Source organism: Schumannella luteola, assembly GCF_013408685.1.
Taxonomy (GTDB): Bacteria; Actinomycetota; Actinomycetes; order Actinomycetales; family Microbacteriaceae; genus Schumannella; species Schumannella luteola.
Window position 1 is genome coordinate 1812907 of record NZ_JACBZY010000001.1, and the last position, 15271, is coordinate 1828177.

General features: G+C 73.1%; 12 protein-coding genes. 4 read left to right on the forward strand and 8 right to left on the reverse strand.

From position 1 onward, the window contains the following. Positions 1-70 precede the first annotated feature (70 nt). Together BJ979_RS08000 and BJ979_RS08005 are read right to left on the reverse strand one after the other, a co-directional pair. Positions 71-1351: an FAD-dependent oxidoreductase gene (locus tag BJ979_RS08000; RefSeq protein ID WP_179566854.1), complete on the reverse strand. Its 1281-nt coding sequence runs from the start codon at positions 1349-1351 to the stop codon at positions 71-73. 147 nt (positions 1352-1498) lie between these two features. Continuing rightward, positions 1499-2608, reverse strand: a complete 1110-nt coding sequence (locus BJ979_RS08005; protein ID WP_179566856.1) for a GNAT family N-acetyltransferase — start codon at positions 2606-2608, stop codon at positions 1499-1501. A 246-nt stretch (positions 2609-2854) separates the two neighbouring features. On the opposite strand from BJ979_RS08005, the gene BJ979_RS08010 reads away from it, so the two are divergent. Both BJ979_RS08010 and BJ979_RS08015 read left to right on the forward strand, forming a co-directional pair. Further along, entirely contained in the window at positions 2855-6589 is a 3735-nt protein-coding gene (locus tag BJ979_RS08010; RefSeq protein ID WP_179566857.1) for an AAA family ATPase, read from the forward strand. A 73-nt stretch (positions 6590-6662) separates the two neighbouring features. Next, positions 6663-7922, forward strand: coding sequence for a low temperature requirement protein A (locus BJ979_RS08015; RefSeq protein ID WP_218853465.1), 1260 nt, complete (start codon positions 6663-6665; stop codon positions 7920-7922). A gap of 32 nt (positions 7923-7954) precedes the next feature. Here the strand turns inward: BJ979_RS08015 and BJ979_RS08020 are convergent, their stop codons facing one another. The 5 genes from BJ979_RS08020 to BJ979_RS08040 all read right to left on the reverse strand — a co-directional run bounded on the left by BJ979_RS08020 (position 7955) and on the right by BJ979_RS08040 (position 12476). Next, entirely contained in the window at positions 7955-8842 is an 888-nt protein-coding gene (locus BJ979_RS08020) for a hypothetical protein (RefSeq protein ID WP_179566858.1), read from the reverse strand. A 79-nt stretch (positions 8843-8921) separates the two neighbouring features. Further along, the gene (locus tag BJ979_RS08025; protein WP_179566859.1) at positions 8922-10511 is read right to left on the reverse strand and encodes a serine hydrolase domain-containing protein; all 1590 of its coding nucleotides are present in this window, start codon (positions 10509-10511) and stop codon (positions 8922-8924) included. Then, positions 10508-11146 (reverse strand): histidine phosphatase family protein, encoded by a 639-nt coding sequence (locus BJ979_RS08030; protein WP_343046641.1) that lies wholly within the window; start codon positions 11144-11146, stop codon positions 10508-10510. Before BJ979_RS08030 ends, BJ979_RS08025 begins: the two co-directional genes overlap by 4 nt. Beyond that, positions 11143-11763: a histidine phosphatase family protein gene (locus BJ979_RS08035; protein WP_179566860.1), complete on the reverse strand. Its 621-nt coding sequence runs from the start codon at positions 11761-11763 to the stop codon at positions 11143-11145. Before BJ979_RS08035 ends, BJ979_RS08030 begins: the two co-directional genes overlap by 4 nt. An 86-nt stretch (positions 11764-11849) precedes the next feature. Then, positions 11850-12476 (reverse strand): hypothetical protein, encoded by a 627-nt coding sequence (locus tag BJ979_RS08040; protein ID WP_179566861.1) that lies wholly within the window; start codon positions 12474-12476, stop codon positions 11850-11852. Between the two features lie 73 nt (positions 12477-12549). Between BJ979_RS08040 and ftsY the strand changes: the two genes are divergently transcribed. Together ftsY and BJ979_RS08050 are read left to right on the forward strand one after the other, a co-directional pair. Then, entirely contained in the window at positions 12550-13416 is an 867-nt protein-coding gene (gene ftsY, locus BJ979_RS08045; RefSeq protein ID WP_179566863.1) for a signal recognition particle-docking protein FtsY, read from the forward strand. A 52-nt stretch (positions 13417-13468) separates the two neighbouring features. After that, the gene (locus tag BJ979_RS08050) at positions 13469-14329 is read left to right on the forward strand and encodes a VOC family protein (RefSeq protein ID WP_179566865.1); all 861 of its coding nucleotides are present in this window, start codon (positions 13469-13471) and stop codon (positions 14327-14329) included. Here the strand turns inward: BJ979_RS08050 and BJ979_RS08055 are convergent. Continuing rightward, complete coding sequence (locus BJ979_RS08055; protein ID WP_179566867.1) at positions 14310-15242, reverse strand: helix-turn-helix transcriptional regulator; 933 nt, start codon at positions 15240-15242, stop codon at positions 14310-14312. The genes BJ979_RS08050 and BJ979_RS08055 overlap by 20 nt on opposite strands. Positions 15243-15271 lie beyond the last annotated feature (29 nt).

The following is a 15271-nucleotide window of genomic DNA, read 5'->3' on the forward strand; positions in this document are numbered from 1 at the left end:
TGCCTTCGTGCTGTGAGTTCTGGGTACTGGGTGCTGTGGTGGTTCTGGGGGAGGGGATCCGGATGCGCGCTCAGCGCACCGCATCCACCTCGCGTCGGGCGGGCATCGCCGCTCGGACGGCGGCCTCGTCGGCGGTGTCGTAGTCGACGCCGTCGAAGCGGTCGGGACGGTAGAGCGCGGGATCGCCCGCGACGGGCTGTGCGCCGGTGACGAGGTCGGCGACGAGTCGACCGAGGCCGGGGCCGTGCGTGACCCCGGATTCGTTGTCGCCGGCGACGACCCAGAGGCCGGCGGCCTCCGGAACGGGGCCGGCGATGAAGCGGCGGTCGGCGGTCATCGACACGATGCCCTGCGTCCACTCGGCGGTGTCGGCGTAGTCGCCGCCCGAGGGGATGAGCGCGGCGAGCACCGGCGCGAGCTGCGCGCGCATGGCGTCGACGAGGTCGGTGCGCTGCGGGCGGCGGTCGGCGCGCGTCTCGGCGGAGCCGAGCGCCTCGTAGCCGCCACCGTGGCCGTAGGTGAGTCCGCCGCGGTGCTCGCGCACCCACAGGCCGTCGAGCTCGGGGAGCATGAGCGTCGGGATCTGCCCGAGGCCGAAGGGCTCGGTCGTGAGCCGGGAGGCGAGCACCCGCGCGAACGGCAGGGTGCGGCCGAGCGGGGCGAGCAGCGCGTTCGTCCACGAGCCGGAGGCGAGCACGACCTGACCGGCGCGCAGCTCGGCGCCGGCCGATGTGCGCACTCCGACGGCCGCCCCGTCCTCGACGAGGACGCTCGCCACGGGCGTGCAGTTCTCGAAGCGCACTCCCGCGCGCGCGACCTCGGCGGCGAGCGCGAGCGCGGCATCCGGAGCGCTGATCTGGATGCCGCCGGGGTGCAGGAATCCGCCGGTCACCGCCGCGGCGCTGACGCCGGGCACCACCTCGGCGACCTCCTCGGGCGTCAGCAGGCGCGCCCCCGCGGGCTTCAGCGGGTGCCGATCGAAGGGCAGGATGTGGTCGCGGTACCCCTCGTCGCTCACGCTGAGCCAGACGTTGCCGCGGTCGCGGAATCCGATGTCGGCGGTGTCGGCGAGCTCGCGGTAGAAGTCGATGCCGTACTGCTCGAGGTCGCGCTCCGACTCGTTCCAGTACCAGGCGTAGCCGGCAGCCCACAGCCCGACGAAGCCGGCGCCGGCGGCGGTCGTGCCCGAGGCCGGCGTGCCCTCGTCGACGACCGTGACGCGGCGTCCCGCACGGGCGAGATGCAGGGCGGTCGAGAGGCCGAAGAGTCCCGAGCCGACGACGAGCACCTCGGGCAGCTCGATGGACGACCGGTCGCCGTGCGTCAGATCGGCGGCGGGGTGAGCGGGCACGGGCGACCTCGGATCATTCGGGTGGATGCCGCCGCCGGGCGTGCGCGGTCCGGGAACGACAGGTGTGGTGTACCGCTCACGCTACTGATCGGCTGACGCCCTGTTCGTTTCCGTGACGCCGCATGACGCCACGCCCCCGCGCCGGGCTCAGAGATCCAGCCGCCAGGCGCCCTCCGCCGCGATCGGCACGAAGCCGACCGCCTCGTTGACGTCGAGCATGAAGCGGTTCTCCTCGGCGTTGAAGGTGATCACCGCTGGGTGGCCCGGCCGGTCGCGCTGCAGCTGCTCGAGGTTGGCGAGCTTGACGAGCATGCCGAGGCGGTGGCCGCGGTGCTCGCGCAGCACGATCGTGTCCTCCTGCGAGACGACACGGCTCGCGTCGGGCGAGGTGTCGAAGTAGGTGTAGCCGGCGAGCTCGCCGCTCGGCCGGTGCACGGCGGCGGCCACGATCGTCTCGATGCCCGACTGGGCCTGGTCGCGCTCCTCGTCGACGACGCGCTCGGCCGTGTACGGATCCTCGGGCTCCTCCATGCCCGCGCTCGGGGCGTCGGTCGACATCCGCGTCTTGAGCCGCGCGATCTCGTCGAGCCACTGGGTCGGCGTCGTGCCGATCCAGGTCACGGTGTCGTAGTCGGGGCCGGATGCGGCGCGCGCCGCCGCCAGCCGGCTCGCCAGCTCGTCGTCGGGCATCGGCAGCTCGACCGAGCTGACCCGCTCGACCTGCTCGAGCCGAGCTCCGCGGCCGAGCGCGAACCGCACGCTCGCGTGGTCGGCGGGCAGACGGCCGACGCCGGTCGGCGGCACCAGCGCCTCCGTGCCCGCCGCGACCTCGTCGTCGGTCACGACCGGCGCGGCGGCCCAGGCGAGCAGCTTGGTCACGCCCGACTCGCGGGCGAGCGCCTCGAGACCGTCGGCGAGCGCGGTGCCGATGCCGCGGCGGCGCATATCCGCCGCGACCATGACATTGCAGAAGCCGGTGTCGGGCGACGACGCGGGCACGTGGATCGCGGCGCGCCCGACGACGCGCCCATCGAGCTTGGCCAGCAGCATCCGTCGGCGCTCCCAGCGCTGATTCGTCCAGGCGGGGAGCACCTCACCGGGCTGCGAGGGATCGGCGGCCCGCCCGAAGGCCTCGCGCTCGATCGCGTTCCACAGCTCGACGGCGGCGCGGAAATCGTCGACGTCGGCGGTCGCGGTGTCGAGCGAGGCAGGGATGCGCAGTTCGACGATCTCGAGTTCGGCGGGTGCGGGGGTCATGGTGGTCCTCCGCTGCCCGGAGGTCGTGGTGGTGCGCGGCGGTGGTGACAGGAGCCGTGGTGACACGGGCGGTGGTGACACGGGCGGTGGTGATAACGCCCCTGCGCGGCGGCCGGACAGCCGACCAGGATGCCCGACAGCGCCCCGGTGAGGCAACCCGTCACGGCGAGCCGGCAGGGTAGCGTTGACCGATCATCGACCGCGGTCGGCCGGAGGCCGCGGCGTGCTTCGCGAAACGGGAGCCGCGTGTATCTGAAGAGCCTGACCCTCAAGGGGTTCAAGTCCTTCGCGCAGCCGACCGTGTTCGCCTTCGAGCCGGGCGTGACCTGCGTGGTCGGGCCGAACGGATCCGGCAAGTCGAACGTCGTCGACGCCCTCGCCTGGGTCATGGGCGAGCAGGGCGCGAAGACCCTGCGCGGCGGCAAGATGGAGGACGTCATCTTCGCCGGCACCTCGTCACGGGGGCCGCTCGGCCGCGCCGAGGTGACGCTGACGATCGACAACAGCGACGGCGCGCTGCCGATCGAGTACAGCGAGGTCACGATCTCGCGCACCCTGTTCCGCAACGGCGGCAGCGAATACGCGATCAACGGCCAGGGCTGCCGCCTGCTCGACGTGCAGGAGCTGCTGAGCGACTCCGGCCTCGGCCGCGAGATGCACGTCATCGTCGGTCAGGGGCAGTTGGATGCGGTGCTGCGCGCCACCCCCGAAGACCGTCGCGGCTACATCGAGGAGGCCGCCGGCATCCTCAAGCACCGTCGCCGCAAGGAGAAGACGGTGCGCAAGCTCGAGGCGATGCAGACGAACCTGACGCGTCTGAGCGACCTCGCGGGCGAGATCCGCCGCCAGCTGAAGCCCCTGGGGCGTCAGGCCGAGGTCGCCCGCGAGGCGCAGACGATCGCCGCGGTCGTGCGTGATGCCCGCGCCCGCCTGCTCGCCGACGAGGTCGTGACCCTGCGTGCGCAGCTGAGCGAGATGTCGAAGAGCGAGAGCGAGCGCAAGACCGAGCGCCTGGTGCTGCAGGAGCAGCTCGACCAGGCGAAGCTGCGGCAGGGCCGTCTCGAGCAGTCGATGAGCGGCGACGAGGTGGATGCGCACCGCCGTCTCGCCTTCGGGCTCGAGCAGGCGCAGGACCGCCTGCGCTCGCTCTCGTCGATGGCGACCCAGCGCCTCACGCTGCTGAGCCAGCAGTCGGAGCTGCCGGGCATGTCGGCGACCGTGAGCACCTCGATGATCGAGGATGCGCGCGAGGAGGCTGTGCGACTGCAGGGCGAGGTGACGGTCGCCGAGGCGGCCCTGGGCAAGTCCGGCGCCGTGACCGCGACGGCGCGCGCGAACCTCGACGCCCTCGATGAGGAGATCAGCGCGCAGAGCGCCCTCGTCTCGCAGCACGACCTCGAGCAGGCCCGCCTCGGCAGCCAGGTCGAGCTCGCCTCCTCGCGGCTCGCGGCCGCCCAGCAGCAGGTCGAGCGGCAGCGCACAGCGGCCACGCAGGCCGAGGAGCGCCGAGAGCAGGCTCGCGCCGAGTTCCTCGCGGTCGACGGCGATGAGGCCGCGCCCGAGGGCGACGCGCAGATCCTCGCCGAGCAGGTGACCGAGGCCGAGGCCGAGGCGCAGCGCCTCGAGGGCGAGGTCGACGAGCTGCGGGATGCGCTGCACACGGCCGAGCGCGAGCGCGACGCCCTCGCCGCTCGCGTGAGCGCGCTGACGATGGCCGCCGACCAGCGCAGCGGATCGGGCGCGATCGCCGAGGTCGACGGCATCCGCGGGCCGGTGTCGGACGCGATCACGGTCGAGCAGGGCTGGGAGGCGTCGATCGCAGCTGCGCTCGGCAGCCTCGCCGAGGCCGTGCTCGCCGACAGCCGTGAGGCGGCGCTCGCCGCGCTCGAGCACGTGCACCGCACCGATGCCGGCCAGGTCGAGATCGTCGTGGCGGATGCGCGCGCGGACGCGGGACCGACGGACCTGCCGCAGGGCGCGCGCTCGGCGATCGATCTCGTCGAGGCACCCGACGGGATCCGCGGACTGCTCGCCCGGGTCGTGATCGTCGACGACCTCGATGCCGCCCGCGCCGCCTGGCCCGTGCTGCGCGAGCTCGACGGCGTGACCGTCATCACCCACGATGGCGACGTGCTCGGCGAGCACGTGCTGCGCGGCGGCACCGGGGGAGCGCGCAGCCGACTCGAGCTGCTGGCCGAGCGCGACGACGCGCAGGAGCGTCTCGTCGCCGTCTCGACCGAGATCGAGCGCAGCGGCTTCGAGCTCGGTCAGCGCCGCGAGGCCCTGGCGACCGCCCGCACCGCCGCCCGCGAGGCCGCCGCCCGGCAGAAGGAGTTCGACGCCGAGCTCGCCGCGCGCAGCCAGGCGCTCGGCCGCTCGCGTGTGCAGCTCGAGGCCGCCGAGGCCGAGGCCGAACGCCTCGGCGACGGCATCGCGGCGCTCGCCGAGGCCGTGCGCGAGGCGACGACCGCCGCCGAGCGCGCCCAGGCCGAGCACGACGAGCACGCCGCGACGCCGCGCCCCATCCTCGACGTCTCCGCCCGCGACTCGCTGCTGCTCGAGCTCGAGTCGGCTCGCCAGAACGAGGTCGAGCTGCGCGTGCAGCTCGAGACCGCCCGCGAGCGCGTGCGCGCGCAGAAGGCGACCGCCGAGCAGCTGCAGAAGCAGCTCGAGGCCGAGCGCGCCGCCGCCGAGGAGGCCGCCCGCGTCGCCGTGCTGCGCCGCCACCAGATCGAGACCGCTTCTGCCGTGCTCGAGGCGCTGCCGCCGGCGATCGCCGTCGCCGACCGCTCGGTCGCGCAGGCGCGCGAGCGTCTCGCCGTGGCCGAGCGCGAGCGCGCCGAGCAGAACGAGGAACTCAGCGGGCTGCGCGCCGCCGAGTCGGGCCTGCGCGAGAAGCTCGCCGGACTCAACGAGAACGTGCACAGCCTCGAGATGCAGGCCTACGAGAAGAAGCTGCACCTCTCGCAGCTGCTCGAGCGCGCCGCCGGCGAGCTCGGCCTCGACGAGGACGTGCTCGTGGTCGAGTACGGGCCGGATGTGCCCGTTCCGGTCGACGTGCTGGATGCGGTGGGCGTGCGCGATGCGCGGGCCGAGTCGGGCGATGACGCCGGTGACGAGGATCTCGATGGGGACGACGACCTCGCGCGCGGTGGCGCCGACGGGGTCCCCGCGGACAGCGACACCGCCGACGAGGACGGCGCCGACGTCGTGCCGGCCGCCGAATCCGAGGCCGCCGAGGACCCCGCCGACAGCACTGCCGACATCCGCACCGTGCCCTTCGTGCGCCGCGAGCAGCAGACCCGCCTCGCCGCCGCCGAGCGCAAGCTCGGCCTGCTCGGCCGGGTCAACCCGCTCGCGCTCGAGGAGTTCGCCGCGCTCGAGCAGCGCCACAAGTTCCTCGTCGACCAGCTCGCCGACCTCACGAAGACCCGCAAGGACCTGACGACGATCATCGAGGAGATCGACGAGAAGATGCAGGACATCTTCGCGTCGGCCTTCGAGGACACGAAGGCGGCGTTCAACCGCGTCTTCCCGATCCTGTTCCCGGGCGGAACCGGCAGCATCCTGCTCACGAACCCCGACGACATGCTCACGACGGGCATCGAGGTCGCGGTCAAGCCGGCCGGAAAGAAGATCGAGCGGCTGTCGCTGCTCTCCGGCGGCGAGCGCTCGCTGGCCGCGGTCGCGCTGCTGATCGCGATCTTCAAGGCCCGGCCGAGCCCGTTCTACATCATGGACGAGGTCGAGGCCGCCCTCGACGACGCCAACCTCGGCCGCCTGCTGACGATCTTCGACGACCTGCGGCAGAGCTCGCAGCTCATCGTCATCACGCACCAGAAGCGCACCATGGAGATCGCGGATGCGCTCTACGGCGTGAGCATGCGGCAGGACGGCGTCAGCGCCGTCGTCGGCCAGCGCGTGCAGACCGAGGCGGACCGCGAGAAGGCGCGCGCCGAGCTCGGCCGCGACCTCGACTGACGGATCTCGACTCACCGACCTCGACGACGCGGCCCGGTTTCGGCGGCCGACGCCGACCCGGCATCATGGCCCCATGAGCGCCGCGCCCGACACCCGACCGTTCCCCGGCGTCGCCGGCCGCGTGCGCCGCATGATCGGGCGCGACCCGCACGAGTCCGAGCGCGCCTCCACCCCGCTCGAGCTGCTCTTCGACCTGGCCTTCGTCGTCGCCTTCGGCATCGCGGGCGAGCAGATGGCGCACGCGCTCGCCGAGGGGCACCTGTCGACGGCGCTGGGCGGCTTCGCCTTCGGGATGTTCTCGATCGTCTGGGCGTGGATCAACTTCAGCTGGTTCGCGTCGGCCTTCGACACCGACGACTGGGTCTACCGGGTCACGACCATGGTGCAGATGGTCGGCGTCGTCATCCTCGCGCTCGGGCTCTCCGACATCTTCCACTCGCTGGAGAAGGGCCACGGCGTCGACAACACGGTCGTGGTCGCCGGCTACGTGGTGATGCGCGTCGCCATGCTCGCGCAGTGGCTGCGCCTCGCCGCGCAGTCGCCCGAGCACCGCAAGACCGCGCTGACCTACGCCCTCGCGATCGCGATCGCCCAGGTGGGATGGGTCGTGGTCGCCGCCGTGCACCTCGCGCTGGTGCCCACGATCATCGGCTCGATGGTGCTGTTCCTCATCGAGCTCGCCGGGCCGGCGCTGAGCGAGCGGCATCGGGCCACTCCGTGGCATCCGCACCACATCGCCGAGCGCTACGGGCTGCTCGCGCTCATCGCCCTCGGCGAGGGCGTGCTCGGCACTGTCGCCGCCGTGCAGCCGATCATCGAAGAGCACGGCTGGTCGGGCGACGCGATCGTGCTCGTCGTCGCCGGGGTCGTGCTGACCTTCGGCCTGTGGTGGGCGTACTTCGCGGTGCCGTTCGGGCACCTGCTGCATCGCAACCGCGGCGGCGCGTTCCCCTTCGGCTATCTGCACATCCTCGTGTTCGCGTCGATCGCCGCGGTCGGCGCCGGGCTGCACGTGGGCGCCTACGTGATCGAGGGCGAGGCGCACGTCGGCTACGGCGCCGCGGTGCGCGCCGTCGCGATCCCCGTCGCGGTCTTCCTGATCGTCTACCTCGGCATCGCCGACATCCTCGTGCGCCGCGTCGCCGCCGCCCAGGTCGGGGCGCTCGTGCTCGCTCTCGCGGTGCTCGCCCTCGCGGTCGTGCTGTCAGAGAGCGGCACGCCGTTCGCGCTCGACATCCTGCTCGTCGCCGCGGCGCCGTGGATCGTCGTGATCAGCACCGAGACCGTCGGCCGACGGCACTTCGCGGCCCACCTGGCGGGCGCGCAGGCCTGAGCCGCGCAGTCGGCGGGGCGATCAGCGATCGATCAGCCGATCGAGCTGAACGACACCGCCGCCACGACCACGATGATCACGATCGCCAGCACGATCGCGGCGAACCCCGCGAGCACGGCGACGAGGATGCGGTTCACCTCGAACCAGGTCTGCGTGCGCGCATCCCAGCGCCGCATCTCGGCCGGCCTCGTCGGGCCCGGCACCGGCACCAGCTCCGCGCCGCGAGCCTGCAGGTCGAGGGCGAGCGCGGTCAGCTGCTCGCGGCTCCACAGCAGGCTCGTGAGCCAGGCGAAGCGGCGCCCCGCGCCGAGGATCATCTGGTGCGACAGCGATCCGACCGCGCCGACGCTCATCTGCCCGACGGTCACGACGCGCTGCACCTCGGCGATCGTGAAGGCCTTCGTCGGCAGCAGGCCCTGCACGATCGTGTACGCGCCGTCGCGGAACTCGATCCGACTGCGGTTAACCGCGAGCGCCGTCAGCGCGACGGTCAGCCCGGCGAGCACGACCATGGCGGCGAGGTAGAACATCCACAGTCCGCTGCGCCACTGCAGCATCGCGAGCACGCCGAACAGCACGACGTAGAGCGCGCCGAAGGTGATGTTGATGCGCCAGTAGCGCGCCGCGACCTCGCGACTGGGGCGGAAGACGGTGCCGCCCGGCACGAAGGGCGAGGCGGATGCGGCCGGGCCCGGCAGGGGAGCGGGGCCGGGGGTCGGGGAGCTGGGCCGGCCGTACTGGGGCAGCTGAGGCTGGGGCGTGTACTGCGGGGGCGTGTACTGCGGCGGCTGCCGGCCGTCGTGCGGGTTCGGGTGCTGCCCGCCCGGATACTGCGGCGGCGGCGCGGTCGGATCGTGCTGCGCCGCCGGCGGCATCCAGCCCTGCTGGTCGGGTCGCGGATGCTGCGGGGCGTCGGTCATCGCCCCAGTCTGACGCAGAGCCGGGTCGTCGCTGAGCGGCCGCGTCGCGCTGCGCGCCGAGCCGTCGCGCCGCGGGCCGTCAGCGCGGGCTCACGTGCCCCGTGATCGGGCCCAGCTCGGCCGGCGCGAACCAGCCGTGCATCCGGCCCTCGATCCGCACCGAGTCGCCGTCGACGGTCACGGCGACCGTCAGCGTCTGCGCGGTCTCGATCAACTGGATGCGCAGCCGCCACTCGTCCTCGGCCCACCCGGCGCTGACGCCGACCGGCGTCGCGGCGCCGGTGATCGCCGAGGTCGCGCCCTCGACCCAGCGGCCGTGGCCGGCGCCGAGGCGTTCGGTGCCGCTCGGAGTCTCGAGCTCGAGCGTCCAGGTCGCGCCGCCGGCGCCGTCGACCTTCGCGACAGCATCGACGCGCAGGCCGCGCAGGGGCGCGTCGCCGGCGATCACGAAGTGTCGTGCGAGCAGTGCGTCCTCCGACGGGGATGCGGCGTCACCCGGCTGCGGAGCGAGCTGCAGGCCGGTCAGCTGCGCGGGCGCCGCGGAGCCGGCATCCCCGACTGCTCCTGCTGCTGTCGCCGACGTCGCCGCATCCGGCACGTTCCCGATGCCGGGCAGCAGCTCGGTCCAGAGCGCGTCGAGCACCGCATCCATCGGGTCGAGCCCCGCGGTCGTGACGACGACGGTCTCGAGCTCGGGCATCACGACGATGAACTGCCCGAAGGCGCCGTCGGCGCGGTAGGCGCCGTGCCGCGATCGCCAGAACTGGAAGCCGTAGCCGAGCTCCCAGTCGCCGGGCTCGCGCTCCACGGACGCGGAACCGTCCGCATCCGCGTCGAACGGCACCAGCGCGGTCACGATCTGCGGTGACGTCGCCAGGTCGATCCACTCCGCCGGCACGAGCTGCCGTCCGTCCCACTCACCGCGCTGAAACAGCAGCTGGCCGAGCAGCGCGAGCTCCTCGGTGCGCAGGTGCAGGCCGCTGCCGCCGAGGTCGACGCCGTCGGCACTCGAGTCCCACTCGCGCGTCGTGATGCCGAGCGGGGCGAACAGGCGGTCGGCGACGAAGTCGAGCAGGCGGCCGCCCGTCAGCCGCTGCAGGACCGCGGCGACCAGGAAGGTCGTGCCGGTCGAGTAGACGAAGCGCTCGCCGGGCTTGTGATCGAGCGGCTCGTTCAGCACGAAGCGCACGGCCTCGGCCGTCGCGCGCGAGCGCACCCCGTCGAAGTCGGGTTCGGAGCAGCCGCGGCTCATCGTCAGCAGGTGCCGCACCGTGAGCCGCTGCAGCCGCTCGCTCGGCTGGGCGGGCGCGTGCTCGGGCAGCAGGTCGATCACCCGGTCGTCGAGGCCGAGCAGTCCCTCGTCGATCGCGATGCCGACGGCGAGCGAGGTGACGCTCTTGCTGACCGAGTTGAGGGTGTGCGGCAGCTCGGCGCGGTACGGCGCCCACCAGCCCTCGCCCACGACCTGCCCGCGGCGCACGACCATGAGGCTGTGCACGCCGCCGATGCGGGTGAGGGATGCGGCGAGCCGCTCGATCGCGGCCGGGTCGACGCCCAGCGCGGCCGGGTGCGACCGCGGCAGTCGACCCGCCGTCAAGCTGCCGACGGCACCGACACCGGCATCGGTGACGCCGCTCTCCGCGGAACGGTCGGCCGCCGCGCCGCTCATGCCGCCGCGCCGCCCTCCGGGTCGGCCGCGGCGGAGCTCGGCGCGAGCTCGATGCCGTTGACCGTGCGCACCCGCCAGGCGACGGAAGCGGAGCCGATCACGTCGTCAGCCGCCGCCTCCGCGCTCTCGAGCAGCGACACCGTCGCGTTCTCGATCGTGTCGACCTTGAAGCCGACCAGGTCGCTCAGCGTGTAGCGGATGATCGTGCCGTGGCAGACGACCACCACATCCTCACCCGGGTGATCGGCGGCGATCTGCGCGAGGGCGCGGTGACCGCGCACCACGACCGAGTCGAGGGTCTCGACGCTCGGCTCGCTCTTGCCCGGCCAGAGCCGCTCGACCTCGGCCTCGCTGCGGCCCTCGAGCACGCTGTAGTCGCGCTCGATCAGGTCGTCGTAGGCGCCGGCGAACGGGATGCCGAGCCCCTCGGCCACGATCTCGGCGGTCACGCGGGCGCGGGCGAGCGGCGAGCTCACCACGACGGTCCACGGGATGCCGGCCTCGCGCAGCACGGGGATCGCGTCGTGCGCCTGCTGACGTCCGGTCGCGTTGAGCGGGGTGTCGCTCGAACCCTGCAGCAGACCCTGCAGGTTCCAGTCGGTCTGGCCGTGGCGGATGAGCGCGAGCGTGGTCACGCCGGCTCGACCTCCGCGACGATCTCGGCGGCGGGCTCGCCGAGCTCGTCCTCGAGCGTCTCGCCGCCGAAGGTGTGCACCGTCCAGCCCTCGGCGCCCTGGCTGAGACGCGACGCGGTCGCGTTGCCGAGGAAGCCGAGCTCGCGGCCGGTGAGGCTCATGAGCGCCGAGCGGATGATCGTGCCGTGCGCGACGACGATCACGTCGCGGCCGTCGAAGTCCTTCGCGACCTGCTCGAGGGCGCCCAGCGCGCGCAGACGGGCCTGCTCGTCGTTCTCGAAGCCCTCGGGGTCGCGGTTCGGCCAGCGGCGCATGGCCTCCTCGACCGGAACGCCCTCGGCGTCGCCGAAGTGCTGCTCGAACCACTGCGGGTAGACGCGGATGAACGGCACCCCGAGCTTCTCGGCGATGAGCTCACCCGTCTCGCGGGCGCGGATCGCGCTCGAGCTGACGACGGCCGACCAGGCGTGCTCGCCGGCGTCGCGCTCGGCGGCCAGCTTGTCGCCGGCGTCGCGGGCCTGCTGCCGCCCGGTGTCGTTGAGGGGGATGTCGCTCGAGCCCTGCATCAGGTGGGCGGCGTTCCAGTCGGTCTCTCCGTGGCGGACGAGTGCGATCACGCGGGGTTGCTCCTTAGGTCGACCCCATTCTCCCGGATGCGCGGTGAACAGCGCCCGGGAGCGTCGCACCTCGCTCTTCGCGAGCCTCAGCCGCGACGGCCGAGCGCGAGGCGCGCGGCGACGATCCGGCTCAGCGCCCGGAACTGCAGCACCCCCGCCACGAGCAGCGTGACGCCGAAGATCGCGAACGCGAGCCCGGAGTGCAGGTCGCGCACGATGACGGCGGCGCTCGCCGCACCGGTCAGCCCGAGCACGAGGCAGAGCGCGGCGCCGACGCCGCGCCAGAACACGAAGGGCTCGAAGGCGAAGAGCCGCGCGGCGTCGGGGTCGTCGGCGCCGAGCCCGCGCAGCGAGCCGTGCAGCCGCATCCACCATCCGAGGGCGCGGATCATGCGCGCGTTCGACCAGCCGACGAGCACCATGAGCAGGGCGCCGACGAGCTGGGCGATGATCCCGCCGGTCAGCGCCCCCGAGTCGCCTCCGTCGACGACGCCCTCGAGCCCGACCAGCAGCCCGAGGACGGCGGTCGCGAGCGCGAGAGCGCCGAGCAGCACACGGCGTAGACCGAGCCCGCGATGCAGCGTACGGATCGCGGCGAGCGCGTCCTCCGACTGCCCCGACTGCCGCTCGGCCGCATCCACGACCTGCGTGACGCGGCGCGGCAGCGGCGCCGTGCCGACCCGTCGCGCGGCACGGGCCTCGTCGGATGTCATGCGCCCACGCTACGCGGCACGTCAGTCCCCAGCCACGGCGGGCCCGCCCGGCCCCGCGGCCTAGGCTGGGCGCATGGCTTCCTGGTCCCTCGGCGGCGCACTGCGCGGCATGTTCGCCAAGCGCACGATCGACGACTCCACGTGGGAGGACCTCGAGGACGCCCTGATCGGCGCCGACTTCGGCCCCGACCTGACCGAGCAGATCGTCGACGAGCTGCGCGCGAAGGTCGACCGCTACCGCACGACCGATCCGAAGGACCTGCAGCGGATGCTGTGCGAGACCATCGAAGAGCGTCTCGCCCGCCTCGACCCGACCCTCAAGCTCAGCGAGCGCCCCGCGGTGGTGCTCGTGGTCGGTGTCAACGGCGTCGGCAAGACGACCACGATCGGCAAGTTCGCCCGCTTCCTCGTCAACAACGGCCGCACCGTCGTCGTCGGCGCGGCCGACACCTTCCGCGCCGCCGCCGTCGAGCAGCTCGCCACCTGGGCCGAGCGCGCCGGGGCGACCGTCGTGCGTCCGCAGCAGGCGGGGCAGGACCCGGCATCCGTCGCCTTCCAGACCATCGAGCTCGCGAAGAACCAGGGCATCGAGATGGTGCTCGTCGACACCGCCGGCCGCCTGCAGACCAAGAGCGGCCTCATGGACGAGCTGTCGAAGGTGCGCCGCGTGATCGAGAAGCAGGCGCCGATCAGCGAGGTGCTGCTCGTGCTGGATGCGACCACCGGTCAGAACGGACTCGCCCAGGCGGAGGCGTTCATCGAGCACGCCGGGGTCACCGGGCTCGTGCTCACCAAGCTCGACGGCTCGGCGAAGGGCGGCTTCGTGCTCGCCGTGCAGGAGAAGACGGGCATCCCGATCAAGCTCATCGGCCAGGGCGAGGGCATCGGCGACCTGACCGGATTCACGCCGCACGTGTTCGCTCAGCAGCTCGTCGGCTGACATCCGGCTCCGAGCCTGCGCCCGTGTCGGCGGCCCGGCCTAGCCTGCGGGCATGGCCGAGGGAACCGCGACGAACCCGCACACCTATCCGCAGGGCGTGCCCTGCTGGATCGACACCGCCCAGCCGGATCCGCCGGCGGCGAGCCGCTTCTACGGCGAGCTGCTCGGCTGGAGCTTCCACGAGGCGATGCCGCCGGGCGCGCCCGGCAGCTACCTGATCGCGCAGCGGAACGGCAAGGATGCGGCCGCGATCGCGCCGCTGGCCGATGCCGCGACCGGCGGCGCCTCCGCCGAGTGGGTGACCTACATCGCGGTCGACGACGTCGACGCGATGGCCGCCCGCGCCGAGGAGCTCGGCGGAGCCCTGCTCGAGCCGCCGCAGGATGCCGGACCGGGCGGGCGCTACGCGACCGTGCGCGACCCCTCGGGCGCCGTGTTCCGGCTCTGGCAGGCGCGCCGGCGGATCGGCTCGCAGATCAACAACACCCCCGGCAGCTGGAACTTCAGCGACCTCCACGTCCCCGACGTCGCTGCCGCTCTCGGCTTCTATCGCGACCTCTTCGGCTGGACCGTCACTGACATGGGCCCGGATGCCGGCGCGATGATCGGCGTTCCGGGCTACGGCGACCACCTCGAGTCGACGGTCGATCCCGACATCCGCGTGCGGCAGGCAGACGCCCCTCCGGGCTTCGCCGACGTCATCGGCGGGGCAGTGGAGGCGGCCGACGGCGAGAGCCCGAACTGGCACGTGACCTTCTCGGTCGCCGATCGTGACGCGAGCGCGGCCGAGGCCGAACGGCTCGGCGGCCTCGTGCTCGCCCGGGCCGAGGGCGTCTGGGCGGCGACCGCGCGCATCCGCGACCCCTGGGGCGCCGAGTTCACGCTGAGTCAGTTCACCGGGCCGGCGGACTGACCTCGGCACCGTCGGCGTCCCCGGCACGCTCCGAGTCTTCGGCGCGCTCGTCTCCTTCGGCGCGCTCGGTCGCGTCCCAGCTGGCCAGCAGCTGCAGCGCCTCGCGGCTCGACGCGTCGAGCGGGTGGTACACGAAGACATGCAACGACGCATCCGCGGGCACGGTCAGCGCCTCGAAGCCGAGTTCGAGGTCGCCGACGATCGGGTGATGCAGGAGCTTGCGCCCCGTGCGGTGGTGCTTCACGTCGTGCGCGGCCCAGCGGTGCGAGAACTCCGGGCTCTGCGTCGCGAGCTGGCCGATCAACGTCGACAGCTCGCGGTCGTCCGGATGCGCGCCGGCATACCCGCGCAGCACCGCCACGATGTCGTCGGCGTTGCGCTCCCAGTCGACGAAGAACTCGCGCGCGAGCGGATCGAGGAACGTGAAGAGCGCATTGTTGCCCTGCGCGATCTCGCTGCCGAACAGCGGGCTGTAGAGCGCACGGGCGAGGGGATTCGCGGCGAGCACCTCGAAGCGGTGGTTGCGCACCCAGGCCGGCATCCCGGTCATCGACTCGAGCATCGCGATCAGGCCGGCGCTCACGGTCGTCGTCGTCGCGAACCGACTACCTGCGGCGCCGCGTCGACCCGGTCCGGCGGAGGCGCGCGCGAGATCGAACAGGTGCTGCCGCTCGGCGTCGTCGAGCTGCAGGGCGTCGGCGAGGGCGTGCAGCACCTCGTCGGAGACGCCGGAGAGATTGCCGCGCTCGATGCGCACGTACCAGTCGACCGAGATCGCCGCGAGCACCGCGACCTCCTCGCGCCGCAGTCCGGGAACCCGCCGGTTGCCGCCGGCGCTGAGTCCCGCGCTCTCGGGCGTGATCCGTGAGCGCCGCGACCGCAGGAACTCGGAGATCTCGCCGCGCAGGTCCATGCCGTCACGCTAGTCCGCGCCGCGGCGCC

Bases quoted from the DNA above. Each gene is read 5' to 3' on its own strand.
- BJ979_RS08055 (WP_179566867.1), bottom strand. From the start codon at position 15,242: ATGGACCTGCGCGGCGAGATCTCCGAGTTCCTGCGGTCGCGGCGCTCA.
- BJ979_RS08040 (WP_179566861.1), bottom strand. From the start codon at position 12,476: ATGACATCCGACGAGGCCCGTGCCGCGCGACGGGTCGGCACGGCGCCG.
- BJ979_RS08025 (WP_179566859.1), bottom strand. From the start codon at position 10,511: ATGAGCGGCGCGGCGGCCGACCGTTCCGCGGAGAGCGGCGTCACCGAT.
- BJ979_RS08005 (WP_179566856.1), bottom strand. From the start codon at position 2,608: ATGACCCCCGCACCCGCCGAACTCGAGATCGTCGAACTGCGCATCCCT.
- BJ979_RS08050 (WP_179566865.1), top strand. From the start codon at position 13,469: ATGGCCGAGGGAACCGCGACGAACCCGCACACCTATCCGCAGGGCGTG.
- ftsY (WP_179566863.1), top strand. From the start codon at position 12,550: ATGGCTTCCTGGTCCCTCGGCGGCGCACTGCGCGGCATGTTCGCCAAG.
- BJ979_RS08015 (WP_218853465.1), top strand. From the start codon at position 6,663: ATGAGCGCCGCGCCCGACACCCGACCGTTCCCCGGCGTCGCCGGCCGC.
- BJ979_RS08020 (WP_179566858.1), bottom strand. From the start codon at position 8,842: ATGACCGACGCCCCGCAGCATCCGCGACCCGACCAGCAGGGCTGGATG.